The 15597-nt window shown below is 61.3% G+C and carries 14 protein-coding genes; 8 read left to right on the forward strand and 6 right to left on the reverse strand.

Annotated elements, in window-relative coordinates; genetic code table 11:
- Positions 1-12: 12 nt before the first annotated feature.
- Positions 13-2595: a DUF1631 family protein gene (locus tag ACFOFO_RS04380; RefSeq protein WP_390330930.1), complete on the reverse strand. Its 2583-nt coding sequence runs from the start codon at positions 2593-2595 to the stop codon at positions 13-15.
- A 370-nt stretch (positions 2596-2965) separates the two neighbouring features.
- Here ACFOFO_RS04380 and ACFOFO_RS04385 point away from each other — a divergent pair, with 370 nt between their 5' ends.
- The 5 genes from ACFOFO_RS04385 to ACFOFO_RS04405 all read left to right on the forward strand — a co-directional run bounded on the left by ACFOFO_RS04385 (position 2966) and on the right by ACFOFO_RS04405 (position 8579).
- On the forward strand, positions 2966-3376 hold the full coding sequence (locus tag ACFOFO_RS04385; RefSeq protein WP_390330931.1) for a surface-adhesin E family protein: 411 nt from the start codon (positions 2966-2968) through the stop codon (positions 3374-3376).
- Positions 3377-3446: 70 nt separating this feature from the next.
- Entirely contained in the window at positions 3447-4214 is a 768-nt protein-coding gene (locus ACFOFO_RS04390; protein ID WP_390330933.1) for a hypothetical protein, read from the forward strand.
- A 248-nt stretch (positions 4215-4462) separates the two neighbouring features.
- The gene (locus ACFOFO_RS04395; RefSeq protein WP_390326634.1) at positions 4463-5191 is read left to right on the forward strand and encodes a P-loop NTPase family protein; all 729 of its coding nucleotides are present in this window, start codon (positions 4463-4465) and stop codon (positions 5189-5191) included.
- A 12-nt stretch (positions 5192-5203) separates the two neighbouring features.
- Positions 5204-5593, forward strand: a complete 390-nt coding sequence (locus ACFOFO_RS04400; RefSeq protein ID WP_390326637.1) for a hypothetical protein — start codon at positions 5204-5206, stop codon at positions 5591-5593.
- A gap of 127 nt (positions 5594-5720) precedes the next feature.
- The gene (locus ACFOFO_RS04405; RefSeq protein ID WP_390326639.1) at positions 5721-8579 is read left to right on the forward strand and encodes a M16 family metallopeptidase; all 2859 of its coding nucleotides are present in this window, start codon (positions 5721-5723) and stop codon (positions 8577-8579) included.
- Between the two features lie 500 nt (positions 8580-9079).
- Here the strand turns inward: ACFOFO_RS04405 and ACFOFO_RS04410 are convergent, their stop codons facing one another.
- From ACFOFO_RS04410 to ACFOFO_RS04420, 3 genes are all read right to left on the reverse strand, one after another.
- Positions 9080-10207, reverse strand: coding sequence for an SLC13 family permease (locus ACFOFO_RS04410; RefSeq protein WP_390326641.1), 1128 nt, complete (start codon positions 10205-10207; stop codon positions 9080-9082).
- Positions 10204-10419: a hypothetical protein gene (locus tag ACFOFO_RS04415; RefSeq protein WP_390326643.1), complete on the reverse strand. Its 216-nt coding sequence runs from the start codon at positions 10417-10419 to the stop codon at positions 10204-10206. The genes ACFOFO_RS04410 and ACFOFO_RS04415 overlap by 4 nt, the downstream gene beginning before the upstream one ends.
- Before the next feature lie 122 nt (positions 10420-10541).
- Positions 10542-11024 (reverse strand): FKBP-type peptidyl-prolyl cis-trans isomerase, encoded by a 483-nt coding sequence (locus ACFOFO_RS04420; RefSeq protein ID WP_390326645.1) that lies wholly within the window; start codon positions 11022-11024, stop codon positions 10542-10544.
- Between the two features lie 193 nt (positions 11025-11217).
- On the opposite strand from ACFOFO_RS04420, the gene thpR reads away from it, so the two are divergent.
- Positions 11218-11742 (forward strand): RNA 2',3'-cyclic phosphodiesterase, encoded by a 525-nt coding sequence (thpR, locus tag ACFOFO_RS04425; protein ID WP_390326647.1) that lies wholly within the window; start codon positions 11218-11220, stop codon positions 11740-11742.
- Here the strand turns inward: thpR and tcdA are convergent.
- Positions 11735-12676, reverse strand: coding sequence for a tRNA cyclic N6-threonylcarbamoyladenosine(37) synthase TcdA (gene tcdA, locus ACFOFO_RS04430; RefSeq protein ID WP_390326649.1), 942 nt, complete (start codon positions 12674-12676; stop codon positions 11735-11737). The two genes, thpR and tcdA, sit on opposite strands and share 8 nt — an antisense overlap.
- A gap of 39 nt (positions 12677-12715) precedes the next feature.
- Positions 12716-12994, reverse strand: a complete 279-nt coding sequence (locus tag ACFOFO_RS04435) for a hypothetical protein (protein ID WP_390326651.1) — start codon at positions 12992-12994, stop codon at positions 12716-12718.
- Between ACFOFO_RS04435 and ACFOFO_RS04440 the strand changes: the two genes are divergently transcribed.
- Positions 12984-14132, forward strand: coding sequence for an MFS transporter (locus tag ACFOFO_RS04440; RefSeq protein ID WP_390326653.1), 1149 nt, complete (start codon positions 12984-12986; stop codon positions 14130-14132). The two genes, ACFOFO_RS04435 and ACFOFO_RS04440, sit on opposite strands and share 11 nt — an antisense overlap.
- Positions 14133-14201: 69 nt before the next feature.
- Entirely contained in the window at positions 14202-15416 is a 1215-nt protein-coding gene (gene pdxH / locus ACFOFO_RS04445; protein ID WP_390326656.1) for a pyridoxamine 5'-phosphate oxidase, read from the forward strand.
- Positions 15417-15597 lie beyond the last annotated feature (181 nt).

The raw sequence follows: 15597 nt of genomic DNA on the forward strand, positions 1-15597 counted from the left end.
TAGTAGGCCAGATTACGCGTGCTCGCCGTCCATCTGATCGGCGGTTTGCAGCAGTGATTGCACGGCCCGCTCAAACAACGGTGCGGCTTCGATAAAGCGGGCACGATCATTCTTGAGCAGGCGGCGGAACGTGCGCACGCTGATGATCGACGGCGCGCCATGCTCGTCGACGCTCAGGACCAGGTTCGAGGCGTTGCGGCTGATCCAGTTCAAACGGCCGCGGCTCCAGTGGCCGTCGAGGTTGAATTCGATCGCGACGCCGCTACGCAAACCTGCCAGCACGCTCTCTTCGGCATCCAAGTCCGCTGCGTCGATATCGGTATCGAGACCCGCTATGCCAGGGCTGCCGGCACTGCCGGCGCCCTGCTCCGCGCTGTCGTGCTGCTCGTGACCGGCGTCAAACATCTGGTCGACCAGCAGCAAGTCCAGTTCCAGCTCCCTGATTGCTTCATCCAGAAATTCACGGTCGGCCGCCATTTTTGTTGGCGTCACCGCTGCCGGCACATCGCGTTCCGGATCGTCGATGAAGCGACTGAAATGCTCATGGATCGCTGACAGCGACGGTGCCGACGCGGTCGTCGCGCGCAGGGCATGGGTATGCACATCCACCAGCCAGTCTATGAAGTCCTGCCGTTGCGGCAATTCGAGGCCGGCCAAGGTCATCCCCTCGCGCAGGTCGGACAGGGTAATCGGTAGCAGCGCCAGCAGTTGTGCCCGGTCCTGCTCGGTGTTTTTCGGCACGATGCTCCACAGCAGATCGGGGATCAGCAGTTGATAGCGCTGCGCGCGCGCATCATCGGTGCGCCCTGCGCGCTCGATCGCGTGAACCCAGGTCGACGTCAGAAAATCGTGCAGGTAAGGATCGATGGTCAGACCAGCCAGTGACTCTGCCATCCGGGCCGAGGTACGGGCGAAACGCAGGGTGCGGCTCTCGGTCGTTTCCATCGCCTGCACCGCACGCTCGACCTGGTGGTCGCTGGCGCTCAACTCCTGGGCAATGAAGGCGTCGAATTCGTCCAGCAGTTTGGAGAACAGCTGCGGACTTTCGGATTCGTCGGCCAGCAGCGCGTCGACGATACGGCAAATCTCGGCAGTGACGCGCACGCCGCTCGGATCAACCTGCTTCAATCCGATCGAAATGGAACCGATCCGGTTGATCATCATGCGCGCCGGGTGACCCTTCTGCGTCAGCAGCGTCGGCTGCTGCAGCGCGATCTTCAGCACCAGAAACTGCAGACGCCCCAGTTGCGCCCGCACTTCGGCCGGCACCTGCTGGTCGCGCAGAATAAACTCGAACAGCATCGCGACCACGTCGATCGTCATCTGCTCGTTGACGTTGCGCGCCATGTCGTTCAGGGTCGCGCGTTGTTCCGCGATCAGGTTGCGCGGCTCGCCATCGTCATTCAGCAGCACCGCGTCGGGCGGCGTGCCGGCGCGCAGAAAATTCTGGATCGGACTGGCCGGCCCGCAGGCGGCTGGGCCGGCGCTGCTGCCGGCGCTCGTGCCGACGCGCGCAAACGCTGCTGCCGGATCGTGCGCCGCCGCCGATGCATACGGTACGTATGGTGCATACGGCGTGTACGGCCGGCCCGGGTGATCGGGCATGCCCACCGGCATCGATGCAGCGCCTTCGTCGAAAAATTTGCGCAGCGTGGCGCCAACCAATTGGGCGCCGGCCAACCATCCGCCTTTGCCAGCATTCGATGCCACCGGGCGCACTTCGATCTGGTCGCGCGGCTGACCGGCTTCGGGTGCCGAATTGGCCGGCTTCACACCGCGCACCAGATGCAGCAGTTGATCGACCATCCGTGCCGGCGGGTCTGCCGCCATGCTCGCCCCGTCCGCGTGGCCTAGTGCGCGGTCGCCGGTGCCGTGGGCACCACCGCCCAGCGCGGCCAGCTGTGCTGGACCCGCGCCGCCGGCGGTCGGACTGACCGGCTGCTCGGGTGACTTCTTTATCTTCAGTTGCAAATTCGCGGCGATGCCGTGGCGCGCCAGATGCTCGTTCAATCGTTCGTACAGCTCGGCAACGCCGCTTTCCAGCTCTGAACCCAGTTGCGCAATCAGGATTGCTGTCATTCCCGGTGTCAGGTGCAGGCTTTCGACCGCGGTCGCGATGCAGCGCGACAGCAGATACGGCCGAAACGGATTTTCCCGTTCCTTGATATTGTCCTGCTCGAACAGTAGCGCAATGCGGATATTCAGATCACGCAATGGCTCCTCTGCCTCGTTGCGGAATCGTTTGGTGATGCCATCGATTCGCAGTTCGTCCTCGAAGGCGGCAGAATCGAGCAGCGCCAGCGAGTTGCCGCGGTACGCCGCCGAGAATGACGGGCGAAATGTGCTGAAGGCAGTTTGAAAGCTGCGGTTGAGCAAATGTTCCAGCGCCTGCGCCATCTCTCGCGTCAGTTCGGCACCGCGATTGAGGACGATCCCGCGCGCGTCCAGAAACTGCCGTTGCGCTGCCGAGGAAAAGCTGGCATCCGCCTTGGCGAAGAGCTGCAGCGCACTGCGCGGTAGCATAATATCGACCACGGCCAGGAAACCGCGCAGGAATTCTGCCCTGGTCATCGCCAATAATTCATTCCGGTCCATACCGCCCCCAATGTTTCCCATAAGCAAAAAAAATCGCTGATTGTTATGATAACGGCGAGGTGCGGCCACGGCACGCAACTCGAGTTGCTATTGTGTATGATCTGATTTCGCTATGCGAGCTTATTTATACCTGCATTTCGCCACCTACCGGACACCATTACCCTCCTGAATGCGCAGGCAGCGGCCTGACCGGAGCCAGCCGGTCCATAATACGTCGATATATTTCATATTATCAACATAGCGGCCACGGCATCGGCCGGGCCTCAAGCGTGACGAACCGGCCGTGCGGAATTTGTCCGGCACTTGGCGGTCGAACGATGTCTCCCCTGCAATTACACAGCAATTACACAGCAAATACACTCATCACAATATGAAAAAAATCGCATTATTATTAACTTTGGTATGCAGCGCCAGCTTTGCTGCCGACTGGCGCAAGGTCGGTGAAACCGAACGCGGCGATGTCCACATCGACGCCGCAACCATCGCACAAAAAGGCGATATCCGGCAGGTTTTGGTGATGGGCAATTACAAGGATCCGGTCGAGACCGGCGGCGCCGAAAAGTTCTCGTTCAAGTCGTACAAGGATCTCAGCCAATACAATTGCAAGACCAAGACCATGGCCATCGTGCAAGAAGTACTGTACGCCGAACGCGATGGCGCAGGCGCGACCAACCATTACAATCCGCCGATCAGCAAACCCAATTACCTGCCACCGGCGCCCAATTCCTTCGGCGCCGATATTCTGAAATTCGTCTGCGCCTATCCGCTACGCAAAAAATAATTTTCAAAAATAACCATCAGCGCCGCGCATCGCGCTGTCCAGTGTCAGCCAACCAGCCTGAGGTGCCGTCATGACTGTCAATAAAAGCCTGATCGCAGTGTTGTTGATGACGGCCGGACTAGGCGCCTGCGGTGGCGGCGGCTCAGTGAGCTTCAATACTTCGCCGCCGCCGGCCGGACCGAGCGAAGGACTATGGCAAGGCAGCACCAGCAGCGCGCGCACTATCACCACCTTCGTGCTGGATAACGGCGTGTTCTGGATCCTGTATTCGGGCTCGGGCCCGAATCCGGGCACCGGGATCGCCGGCCTGATCCAGGGTTCTGGCACCAGCATCAACGGCAGTTTTTCGTCCGCGGACGCGAAGGATGTCAATCTGGAAGGACAAGGCATCGGCGCCGCGACGGTCTCGGCCAGCTATGTCGCCAAAACGAGCTTCAACGGCACCATCTTTTATCCGAATTTGAACCAGACCGTCAGCTTCGCCAGTAACTACAACATCGCGTACGAGCAGGCGCCGAGCGTGGCGACGCTGGCCGGCAGCTATACCGGGATCGCCAGTACCGCCGGCGCAACCGATGCCGCGATTGTCAGGATCGACGCCAGCGGCAACCTGAACGGCATCGGCACCAGCGGCTGCCAGTTCGCCGGCACCGCCTCGCCGCACGCCCGAGGCAATCTGTACGATCTCAGCATCACCTTCAAGGGCGGCGCCTGCAGCAATGGCAGCAACACCCTGACGGGCATCGCCTACTACGACGCCGCTGCCAGACGACTGTACAACGTCGCGCTGAACAGCGAGCGCAGCAGCGGCTTCATCTACGTCGGCTTGAAAAACTGATGCGGCGCGCCGATCCGGCGCCGCTGCTGTCGCACTCGGCGGTTCAAATGCGCCGTACGGGCTGGTTGCCGCGAAAAGTATACTGCCACCAGTATATTTGAAGACCGCCGGAAATCAAGCGCTTTCCTGCCATTTTCTGGCAATACTCCCTGTTAATTTCAGTTGCACATTCGCGTACAATGGCGAGGCATTTTGGCACGGCAACATCGGCCCGAAATCCGTTTTGGTCTTACGCATCTGGAGCAAGCATGAAAAACACCGTGCATTTTATCCTGCAGGGCAAGGGCGGGATCGGCAAGACCCTGGTGTCGACCATCCTGGCGCAATGGATCCGGCCAAAGGACGGCGCGACCTTGCGCTGCTACGACACCGATCAGGAGAATGCGACGTTCTCGCGTTACAAGGCGCTGGGCGTCAAGCATGTACAGGTGATGACCGATGCGCGCACCATCGATCCGAAACGCTTCGATGCACTGATGATCGACATCCTCGAGACCGACGGCAACTGCGTGATCGACAACGGCGCCAATACCTTTTCGCCGCTGCTGGCGTATCTGATCGAGAACGACGCGTTCTCGCTGCTGCAGGATTCCGAGCGCCGCGTGTATATCCATTCGATCGTCGGCGGCGGCGACACGCTGCATGACACCGCATCCGGCTTTGTGTCGACCGCCAAATCGGCCAAGGCGCCGATGGTGTTATGGGAGAACCAGCATTTCGGCCTGCTGCAGTCGGCCTCCGGCAAACTGTTTTCCGAATCGCAGACCTATCACGACCATCTCGACAAGATCCGCGGCCGCGTCACGCTGGCGCAGCGCAATGCCGACACCTTCGGCGCCGACCTGAAGAAGATGAACACGGCGCGCATGACGGTCGACGAAGTCATGCAGAGCGACAAATTCAACATCATGGAAAAGCAGCGCATCAAGGTGGTGTACCGCGAGATATTCGAACAACTCGATCGCGTCGACTGGTAAGCGGAGGACGCCATGGATCAGCAAAAGCTGCGCAATCTGGTATTTGAAAAAACCGGCGTCAAGGTCGACAGCAACGACCCGATTTTCGCGCTGGTCGCGCTCAATGAGACGGTGCTGGCGGAGACGGTCGAACGCCATGTCGCGCTGATCGACGCCGCCACCGCACAGCTCGGCGCACAGGTGCAGCAGTTGCTGGAAGCCAGCGATCGGTATCGGCAGTTGCATCCGGCCAGCGCCAGCAACCCAGGCGCTACGCCCGCCGCGGCAGCGCTCACGGCACCCAGCCCGGCGCAACCGGCGACGTGGCGCGGCAGCGACCAACGCCTGATCGTCGGCGCCTGCGCCATCGCGCTGCTGAGCGCGTTATTGACGGTCAGCCTGCAATGGCTGTTCAGCCGTTAGCAGAGAAGTAGGGTGCGCCATGCGCACCATTACCCGTGCCGACGCACCATTGGTGCGCATGGCGCACCCTACTTTTTCCCATTTTGCGTAAGTCCTATTCATCATAAAACCAACCACGGAGACCTAGATGAAATCGTTGAAACTGCTGGCGATACCGGCCATCGTCATCGGACTGTACGGCACGGTCAATCCCGCGCTGGCCCGCGATCCGGCACCACCGGCCAGCGCCGCCGCATCAGCCACAGTTGCCGCCAGCAATGGCGCCCTGCCGTCGATCCCTTACGAAAAATACACGCTGCCGAACGGCCTCGACGTGATCCTGGTCGAGGACCACAAGCTGCCGATCACCGCGGTCAACGTCTGGTATCACGTCGGCCCCGCCAACGAGGCGCCGGGCCTGACCGGCTTCGCCCATCTGTTCGAGCACATGATGTTCGCCGCCTCCAAGCATGTTCCGCGCGGGCTGGCCGACAAGTTGCTCGAAGGCGCCGGTGCCACCGACTCCAACGGCAGCACCGATTTCGACCGCACCAACTATTTCGACACCGTGCCGTCGAACCAGCTGGAGCTGGCGCTGTGGACGCATTCCGACCGCATGGGTTACCTGCTCGACGTGCTGGACCAGACCGCGCTGTCGAACCAGCAGGACGTGGTGCGCAACGAGCGCCGCCAGAGCATCGAGAACCGGCCCTACGGCATCGTCGAGGAAGAACTGTTCCATCAGCTGTTCCCCAAAAACCACCCGTACTACGCCGACGTGATGGGCTCGCACGCCGACATCCAGTCGGCCAAGCTGAAGGACATCAAGGACTTCTTCACCCGATACTACCGGCCCAACAATGCCAGCCTGGTGATTGCCGGCGACATCGACAAGGCCAAGACCAAGGCGCTGGTCGCCAAATATTTCGGCAGCTTCAAGCGCGGCCCCGACGTCCCGAAACCGCACGTGGTGACGCCGCCGATCACCAGCGAACGCCGCGTCGTGGTGCAGGACCGGGTCGAACTGCCGCGCGTGTTCATGGGCTGGCTGACCACGCCGGCCTATCAGCCGGGCGATGCCGCACTGGGCGTGGCCGCGCAAATTCTGGGCGGCGGCAAATCGAGTCGGCTGTACAAGTCGCTGGTGTACGACAAGCAAATCGCACAGGAGGTGGCGGCGACCCAGAATTCGGAAGCGCTCAGCTCGCTGTTCGTGGTCGATGTCACCGCGCGTCCCGGCCATAGCGCACAGGAACTTGAAGCGGCGATCGATGCCGAGATGGACCGCCTGCGCAAGGATGGCCCGACCGAACCGGAAGTAGAACGCGCCCGCAACACGATCGAAACCGCGCTCCTGAGCCAGGTCGAAAAAGTGGGCGGCCAGGGCATCGCCAACCAGCTCAATCAATACAATCAGTATCTCGGCGACCCCGGCTATCTCGGCAAGGAGATCGACAGCTATCGCAAGGTCACGGCGGCCGACGTGCAGCGCGTGATGGCGGCGCAATTGCAAAACCATGCGCGTGCGGTGGTGACCGGCGTGCCAGGCAAGCAGGACCTGGGACCGGAAGTGCCGATTCCAGCGATGCCGAAACAAGCCGCCGGCAAGGACAGCGGCGTCACCTCGCTCAACGCCGACCAGGCCTGGCGCAAACAGGTGCCGAAAGCCGGCCCGCAGAAGGCGTTCACGCTGCCGCAGGGCGATGTATTCACGCTCAGCAACGGCCTGACTGTGATCCATCACCGCAATCCCGGCCTGCCGCTGGTATCGGCCGAACTGGTCATCAAGACCGGCTCCGAAGCCAATCCGCTCGACAAATCCGGCCTCGCCAGCTTCACCGCCGGCATGTTGACCGAAGGCACCAGCAGCCGCACCGCGCCGCAGATCGCCGATCAGATCGCGCAACTGGGTGCCTCTCTCGGCGCCGCTTCGTCGGCCGATGCATCGAGTGCACAGGTCGCGTCACTCAAGCACAATTTCAGCCAGGCGCTCGATCTGCTGGCCGATATCGTGCTGCGCCCATCGTTCCCGACGGCAGAAGTCGAGCGTGAGCGCAGCAGCCGGTTGGGTGCATTGAGCCAGCAGCGCGACAGCGCTCCGGCCGTCGCCAACCGCGTCGCCCAGGCGGCGCTATACGGCGAGCAGCACCCCTACGGCTATGTCGAACTGGGCACCGAAGAGGCGATCAAATCGATGCAGCGCGACGATCTGCAGGCGTTCTGGAAGCAGCACTATGTGCCGAACAATGCGGCGTTGGTGGTGTCCGGCGATATCACGCGCGCCGAACTGAAAGCGCTGGCGGAATCGCGCTTCGGCGGCTGGCACAGCGCCGCAGTCGGCCGCTCCGCGATCGGCCAACCGCAGTCCAGCACGGCCCGGCTGATCCTGGTCGACAAACCCGGCGCGCCGCAAACGGCGTTGCGCGTGACCGGCATCGGCCCGGATCGCAAGACGCCTGACTATGCGGCGCTGCAGGTGATGAATGCGGCACTGGGCGGCCTGTTCACCAGTCGCCTGTCGAATAACCTGCGCGAGGAAAAGGGTTACACCTACGGCGTGCAATCGGGCTTTCAGTACCATCGGATGCCGGGCCCGTTCGCGATCGCCAGCAGCGTGCGTACCGATGTCACCGGCCCGGCCCTGGGCGAGATATTCAAGGAAGTGCGCGGCATGATCGCCCGGCCAATGTCGGTCAAGGAACTGGCCAACGCGCGCAACTCGCAGATCCTGTCGCTGCCCGGCAAGTTCGATACCAACCACAGCATCGGCGCCAGCCTGGCGAATATCTTTGTCTACGATCTGGGGCAGGATTATTACAGTCGGCTGCCGAAGCGCTTCGCCAGTGTCACCGGCGCCCAGGCGCAGGCGGTCGCGAAGAAATATCTGCAGCCCGAGCAGCTGATCGTGATCGGTGTCGGCGACAAGAGCAAAATCGCACCGCAGCTGGAGCCGCTGAAGCTGAGCCCGGTCGAATATCGCGATGCGGATGGCAAGCTGCTGAAGTGATTTGAACGGCAACGCGGTTGCGACCACCGCCTCAGCCCTGCAGCAGGGTCAGGATCAACTGGCCTGCGGCCAAGCTGGGGCGGCGGTTTTACATTTGCGCCGAAGTTTTTCATTTGTCGAAGCGGACCGGAAATGCGACGTCAAGTCAAGGCGCAAACGGCGACAGGCGCAGACGATCGCTCCAGCGAAAGATGGTCGCAGATATTGACGTCGTCCCAGCGAACGCTGGGACCCAGTGACTTACGTCGCACACTCCCCGCGCCTATTGCAGAACACAGGTAACGTCCTGATATAACGCCCGTGTGACGCAACCAACGCCGCTGCCCCCCTTGCAGGGCGCATCTGCGCTTGCAAGCGCAGACCGTTGCACAGGCGGACAGCATGCTATCCGAATTCCCTGCTCCACCTTTCGCTGGGACGACGTTTTTACGAGTATCCGTAATTGGGTATACCGAGTCCGCCGCATCAACTCGCGATGTCATCTACCTGCCGCGATCCACTCACCACACAAACAACCACAGATACACCAGCCCGCCGGTGACCAGCAAAAACGGCAACGAATACAGATGAAACACCAGCCACGCGCTTCTCTGGTGCGTCATGCGCAGCGCGATGATATTGGCCAGCGAGCCGAGCATGAAGCCGAAACCGCCGACATTGACCGCGTACGCGGTCAGGCGCCAGTCCCGGGTGTATTCGGCCAGCAGGATGGCGGCCGGAACATTGCTGATTAACTGTGAGGCGGCGATCCCGGCCAGATAGAGCCGTTGAGGCTGCGCGAGGCCGATATTGCCGATCACATCGCGCACCAGGTCCAGTTGCGCCAGCAGTCGCAAATCGATGAACATCAACACGAACACCAGGATCAGACCCCAGTCAACGCGCGCCAATACCTTGCGAAAACCAAGCAGGAAGATCGCCAGCAGCACCAGCAACGCCGCCGGCGCATGATGCAGTTCGGTCAGGATCAGGAACGGCAGATACAGCGCCAGCGACAGCCATAGCAGGTGGCGGCGTACCGGCGGCAGCGCGACCAACTGGTGGATCTGCAGCGCACGACTGGAAAATGCGGCGGCGCTCAGCACCAGCAGCGGCACCATCAGCAGCAGGAACAGCGGCAGCAACGCCACCACGAAAGAGTGAAACGGCAATTGCGACTGCTGCCACAGGAACAGGTTTTGTGGATTGCCGATCGGTGTCAGCGCGGAACCGGCATTCGCCGCCAACGCCTCGAAGATGATCAGCCGCGTGATCGGCAGCGGTGCGGCGACCGCGATGCGCAAGCTCACTGTCAGCGGCACCACCACGAACAGCGCGACATCGTTGGTTAGCAGCATCGACAGCAGCGCCGTGGCCAGCACCAGGAACAGCGCCAGCGCGCGCTCGGTCGGCATCAGTACCAACAGCCGCTCACCCAGGTGATGCAGATATCCGCTCAGCTCGACGCCCTTGGTCAGCACCAGCAAACCGGCGAGCGTGGCAATAGTCGGCCAGTCGACCAGCGCCGGGTAGCCGCTGACTTTTGCCGGCGCGACCGCAGTCAGTCCCACCAGCAATAACAGCAGCGTCCAGAAAAACCAGTCCTTGCGCAGTGCCTGCAGCGGCGAAACAGGGGACGGATGGTTCATCGGAAGCGCAGCATCGAGATGCGATAGATCGATATACTCCACGGATATCCGATGATCAACCGCCGGTAAATTAATGACATTAATGTCATACTGGTCATACCGCCTTGGATGTTGGTATTGAAACGACCGTTCTTCCGGTCAACATTTTGGTTCGTGCGGCGTGTCTTGCGCGGTGCGCGTTGCCGCGTGGCGCGACCACCGGTGATCTGCATCGAACCGCGGCGATGCGGCTGCGCGGACCCGCGGGTTTAGCAGCTTGGAGGCTTGGCGCCAGCACCGACAACCCGCAATGCCATTGGCTGACGATCGCAACATTGCAGGGTGTGCTTGCCGGTTACTTCAGATCCAGCAATTCAACGTCAAACACCAGCGTTGCATTCGGTGGAATCACACCGCCTGCGCCCTTGCTGCCGTAGGCCAGATCGCTGGGGATGATCAAGGTGCGTTTGCCGCCGACTTTCATGCCGACCACGCCCTGATCCCAGCCCTTGATGACGCGGCTTGCGCCGAGCGGAAAGGCGAACGGTTCGCGGCCGATCGAGCTGTCGAACTGCTTGCCGTGATGATTTTCCGCCTGCGCGTCGTACAGCCAGCCGGTGTAATTGACTACCGCTTGCGCACCGCGCACCGCCTCTTGACCGCTGCCGACCCGACTGTCGGTCTTGACCAGAGTCTGCGGTGGTCTGACCGCGGCGTTGCTGACTGCCGCAGTGCCGGCGGCAGCGGCACCGGATGGCGATCCAGCCGGCGTGCCGACGCAGCCGCCCAGCGCGATTGCGGCCAGGATGACGACGATGGGGGAAACTCGATTTTGCATGATAGGAGTCCATGATGAAGGTTGTCGGGCCCGCGCCGGGTGCAGCTTGTTGCTTCTACTTGCCAGCCGGTCGGGTGCCAGCCTGCAATAATAACAATAATCAAGCTGAGCAATAACGCCAAAGCAACACTAAGCCGGCAACCACCGCATAATCATCACTACATCATCATCACCACATAAGGACCGTCAGCGCATGCCCGACCAACAGCCACAAAAACTGCGCCTGTTTTATGCGCTTTGGCCCGATGCGGCCACCCGCGCGGCGCTGACGCAACTCCAGCTTGCAGTGCGCGGCCGCAAAATGCGTCCGGAGAATTTTCATCTGACGCTGGCGTTTCTCGGTGAGCAGGCGCCCGCCTCGCTGCCGCTGTTGCGTCAGGTATTGCAGCAGTTAGGCGGATCGGCGCTCGATTTGCAACTGGACCAATACGGTTACTTCCGCCGCAACCGAATCGCCTGGGCCGGCATGCAGCAGGTGCCGCCGGCGCTCATCGCGTTGCAGCAGGATTTGGCGCAGGCATTGGTGCGGCATCGGATCGACTATGACAACCAGAGTGCGTTTCGTCCACATCTGACACTGGCGCGCAATGCGCCGGCGCCGGAACAACTGACCGCCGTGCCCGTGCTCTGGCACGCCGACCAAGTTGCGCTGGTGCAATCGGATTCGCTGGATCAGGGTCGCCAGTACCGGATACTGGCGTCGCACTGGCTTAAATAGTCGCCATGATGTCAGCCGCTACCGCCTCGCCGTCCGTAGCAGATGGCGGTGCGGCCGCGGATGCGAATTCAATCGCAGCGGCTGGCGGGCGTTCATGGGCATGGTCGGCCAGCTTGCGCAACACCTGTGCCGCTGCCACCATGCCAAAGCTGGCGGTCACCACCATTGCCGAACCGAAGCCGGCGCAATTGAGACCGGTGACGCCGCTGCCATTGCCGTCGTCGTCGTCGTCGTCACCTGCGAGCGAACAGGTTTGGTCGCTGCCCGGGAACTTCAACGGTTCCATCGAGAATACCGCGTCGATGCCGAAACGGTTCTTGCTGCCGCGCGGGAAGCCGTGCAGATTGCGCAATTGTTTGCGCACCTTCGCCAGCAGCGGTTCCTGTTCGGTTTTCGAGAGGTCGCGAATTTCGATACGGGTGGGGTCAAGCTGCCCGCCGGCGCCGCCGATCGTCACCAGCGGTATACCGTGCTGGTGGCAATACGCAATCAGTGCGGTCTTGGGTTTCACGCTGTCGATCGCGTCGATCACATAATCGAAATGCCGGGCACCGATCATCTGATCGAGATTGTCCGGCGCGATGAAATCCTCGATTTCGGTGACCCGGCAAAACGGATTGATTTGCGCAATGCGCTCTGCCAACGCGCTGATCTTGGCTTGCCCCAGGGTTGAACTCAAGGCCTGAATCTGCCGATTGATATTCGATTCGGCCACATTGTCGAGATCGATCAGGGTCAGTTGCCCGATCGCACTGCGCGCCAAGGCTTCCACCACCCACGAGCCGACGCCACCGACGCCGATCACGCACACATGCGCGTTGCGAAAGCGCGACAGTGCGGCGTTGCCATACAAGCGGCCAATGCCGCCGAAACGACGATCGAAATCGACGTGGGCTGGTGTTGTCAAGGAGAGTTCATCTAAAACAGTATCCATGGCGCTATTTTAACGTACGGCAACCCCCGGCTTTTTACTTTAAAATACAGATATCGATCCACAGTCGTATTTTTGTGGATTATTAGCCTCGAAAGCCACCGTGTTAATTGCTCCTGATACATCAGCATTGACATCCAGCAACCCGGCATCAGCCGCTGCTGGATCAGATGCTGCTGGATCAGTTGCCGAAGTACCAAGATCGTCCACGCCAAACACTGCAGCACCCGGGCCCGGGCTGAACCCGGCAACTTGCTCGGCCGCACAGGCGTCTGCAGCAAGCTGGAGCGCATGGCGGCCACCGCTGATCGTGCAGCTCATCCTCTCTTCGCTGATCGCGCATATCGCGATGAACGGCGCACGCATCACCACCACGCTGTATGCGCTGTCGCTGCAGGCGTCGCAATTGGCGGTCGGCACCCTGGTCGCCGTGTTCGGTTTGTTCCCGGTGTTATGCGCGGTGCCGATGGGTCGCCTGATCGACCGCGTCGGCATTACCCGCCCGATGTTGGGCGGATGCCTCGCGATGGGCGTCGGCTGCGTGCTGCCGACCCTGACGTCGGGGCTGCCATGGCTGTATCTGTCATCGATGCTGGTCGGCACCGGCTTCGTGACGATTCAGATTGCATCGCAGCACACGGTCGGCGTGATGAGCACGATGCACAATCGCTCGACCAATTTCAGCTGGCTGGCGCTGGGATATTCGATCTCCAGTTTTTGCGGACCGGTAATCGCCGGCCTCGTCATCGACCATGCGGGGCATGCGGTTTCTTACCTGGTGTTCGGTGGTTTTGCATTGAGCGCGCTGCTGATGATCGCTGTCAGCGCGCTGCACCAGATCCGGATGCCGCAAGCCGCCGCCAATCAAACGCAGAGCGGCGGCGGTCTGTGGGAGTTGTTGCGGGACCCCGATTTGCGGCGCATCTACGCGATGGCAATCCTGCTCGGTTCGGCCTGGGACCTGTTCACCTTCGTGACACCGATCCACGGTTCGCAACTCGGTTTTTCGGCATCGACCATCGGCCTGATCCTCGGCTGCTTTTCGATTGCGACCTTCGTGGTGCGACTGGCGATGCCGTGGATCGCGCGCCGCTATTCCGAATGGCAAGTCCTGGTCGGCGTGTTGGGGCTGGCAGTGATCTGCTATGGTCTGCTGCCATTCATGCATCAGCCGCTGTCGATGATGCTGGTGGCCGCGGCACTCGGACTGGCACTCGGTTCCAGTCAGCCGAATGTACTGGCACTGCTGCACCAAACCGCGCCGCCTGGTCACGCCGGGGAAGCGGTCGGATTCCGTGCCACCATCAGCAATGCGACCGGGGTCGTGCTGCCGCTGGCGTTCGGCGCAGCGGGCGCCAGCCTCGGTCTGTTCGCGGTGTTCTGGGGCATGGGCGCGCTGGTCGGCGCCGGCATTCCGCTGATCTGGCGCAAGGCATGCGGTATCGCCGTAAAATCATAGTGACACCGCGCGCAGCGTTTTCATTCAGCCGGCGAAAACGCGCGCCTTAATCCATCTGCGAGGTATTTCGTGACTGACTCATTATTCGAAGCGGTACCCGGCTTTGATCAACCGATCGCCGTGCTCAAGCATTGCCACGACCGCATCCGCAAGCAGTTGGGCACCCTGCAGAAATTGCTGGCCCACCTGCCGGAACATGGCGCAGATGTTGATGCGCAACAAGCCGCCAAGGCAGTTCTGCAGTATTTTAGTAAGGCCGCACCCAAGCACCACGAAGATGAAGAACAGGACTTGCTGCCGATGCTGCAGGCGGTCGCGCAAGGCGACGACGCCGCTCTCTTGCGCAGCCTTTGTCCCGAGATCATGAAAGAACATCAGCAGATGAATGTGGCCTGGCAGACGCTCGATCAGCAACTACAGCAAATCGCTTGTGGTGCGGCGGCACATCTGTCTGCAGCGGAGGTGCAGCATTTCACTGCGATGTATACGGCCCATATGGAAACCGAAGAAAGCCATATTGCACCGATGGCGAAACGCCTGTTCAGCAACCAGCAAATGGCGCAACTGGGCGCTGCGATGCAGGAGCGGCGCGGCATTATGGCGGTCGGGAGCACAGCCGCAACAGCGCTGGCCAGGCCCATAAAGAACGCCAGAATCGCCCATCTGCGCACCGATTACAGCCACGCCAGCCTGACCGAATCGGATGTACTGAACGATCCGATCGCCCAGTTTGCCAAATGGTTTGACGAGGCGCTGAAGGCCGAAGTGCGCGAACCAAACGCAATGAGCATCGCCACGGTGGCGGCTGGCGGCCGGCCATCGTCGCGCATCGTGCTGGTCAAGGATTTCGATCAGCTCGGCTTCACCTGGTTTACCAATTACGACAGCCGCAAGGGTCGCGAGCTGCAACAAAATCCGACCGCCGCGCTGTTGTTTCACTGGTCCGAACTGGAGCGACAGGTGCGCATCGAGGGCCGCGTCGAGCGCATCAGCGCGGCGGAAAGCGACGCGTATTTCAACAGTCGGCCATTGCAGAGCCGGCTCGGCGCCCTGGCGTCGGACCAGAGTCTGCCGGTGGCCGACCGGGCGCAGCTGGAAAGCCGCTATGCGCAGGCGGCGGCGCAATACGGCGAGCATCCGCCGCGCCCCGAACAATGGGGCGGTTACCGGCTGATACCGGACGCGATTGAATTTTGGCAAGGCCGGCCGTCGCGGCTGCACGACCGGATTTTGTTCACCCTGCGGGCCGACGGTAGTTGGTTGCGTCAGCGCTTGCAGCCCTAGGAGGCTGTCAGACTTACGGAATCGGAGCGAAAATTACTGAACGAGGACAGATTTTGCCGGAATTGCAGCGTCAATCGCGCGCTACGCTATTGACCAAAAATGCCGGTGACACTGTACCGATCAGAGGTTTTATCAGCCGAGTCTGCGCAAGTCCGGCAGGCTCCTTAAGCGCGGGGACAAC

This window comes from Pseudundibacterium arcticum (assembly GCF_042646465.1).
GTDB lineage: Bacteria > Pseudomonadota > Gammaproteobacteria > Burkholderiales > Burkholderiaceae_D > Undibacterium_A > Undibacterium_A arcticum.

Excerpts from the sequence above, each read along its gene's own strand:
- ACFOFO_RS04400 (WP_390326637.1), top strand. The coding sequence starts at position 5,204 with ATGGATCAGCAAAAGCTGCGCAATCTGGTATTTGAAAAAACCGGCGTC.
- ACFOFO_RS04415 (WP_390326643.1), bottom strand. The coding sequence starts at position 10,419 with ATGCAGATCACCGGTGGTCGCGCCACGCGGCAACGCGCACCGCGCAAG.
- ACFOFO_RS04390 (WP_390330933.1), top strand. The coding sequence starts at position 3,447 with ATGACTGTCAATAAAAGCCTGATCGCAGTGTTGTTGATGACGGCCGGA.
- ACFOFO_RS04395 (WP_390326634.1), top strand. The coding sequence starts at position 4,463 with ATGAAAAACACCGTGCATTTTATCCTGCAGGGCAAGGGCGGGATCGGC.
- ACFOFO_RS04380 (WP_390330930.1), bottom strand. The coding sequence starts at position 2,595 with ATGGACCGGAATGAATTATTGGCGATGACCAGGGCAGAATTCCTGCGC.
- ACFOFO_RS04420 (WP_390326645.1), bottom strand. The coding sequence starts at position 11,024 with ATGCAAAATCGAGTTTCCCCCATCGTCGTCATCCTGGCCGCAATCGCG.
- ACFOFO_RS04410 (WP_390326641.1), bottom strand. The coding sequence starts at position 10,207 with ATGAACCATCCGTCCCCTGTTTCGCCGCTGCAGGCACTGCGCAAGGAC.
- thpR (WP_390326647.1), top strand. The coding sequence starts at position 11,218 with ATGCCCGACCAACAGCCACAAAAACTGCGCCTGTTTTATGCGCTTTGG.
- ACFOFO_RS04435 (WP_390326651.1), bottom strand. The coding sequence starts at position 12,994 with ATGAGCTGCACGATCAGCGGTGGCCGCCATGCGCTCCAGCTTGCTGCA.
- tcdA (WP_390326649.1), bottom strand. The coding sequence starts at position 12,676 with ATGGATACTGTTTTAGATGAACTCTCCTTGACAACACCAGCCCACGTC.
- ACFOFO_RS04405 (WP_390326639.1), top strand. The coding sequence starts at position 5,721 with ATGAAATCGTTGAAACTGCTGGCGATACCGGCCATCGTCATCGGACTG.
- ACFOFO_RS04385 (WP_390330931.1), top strand. The coding sequence starts at position 2,966 with ATGAAAAAAATCGCATTATTATTAACTTTGGTATGCAGCGCCAGCTTT.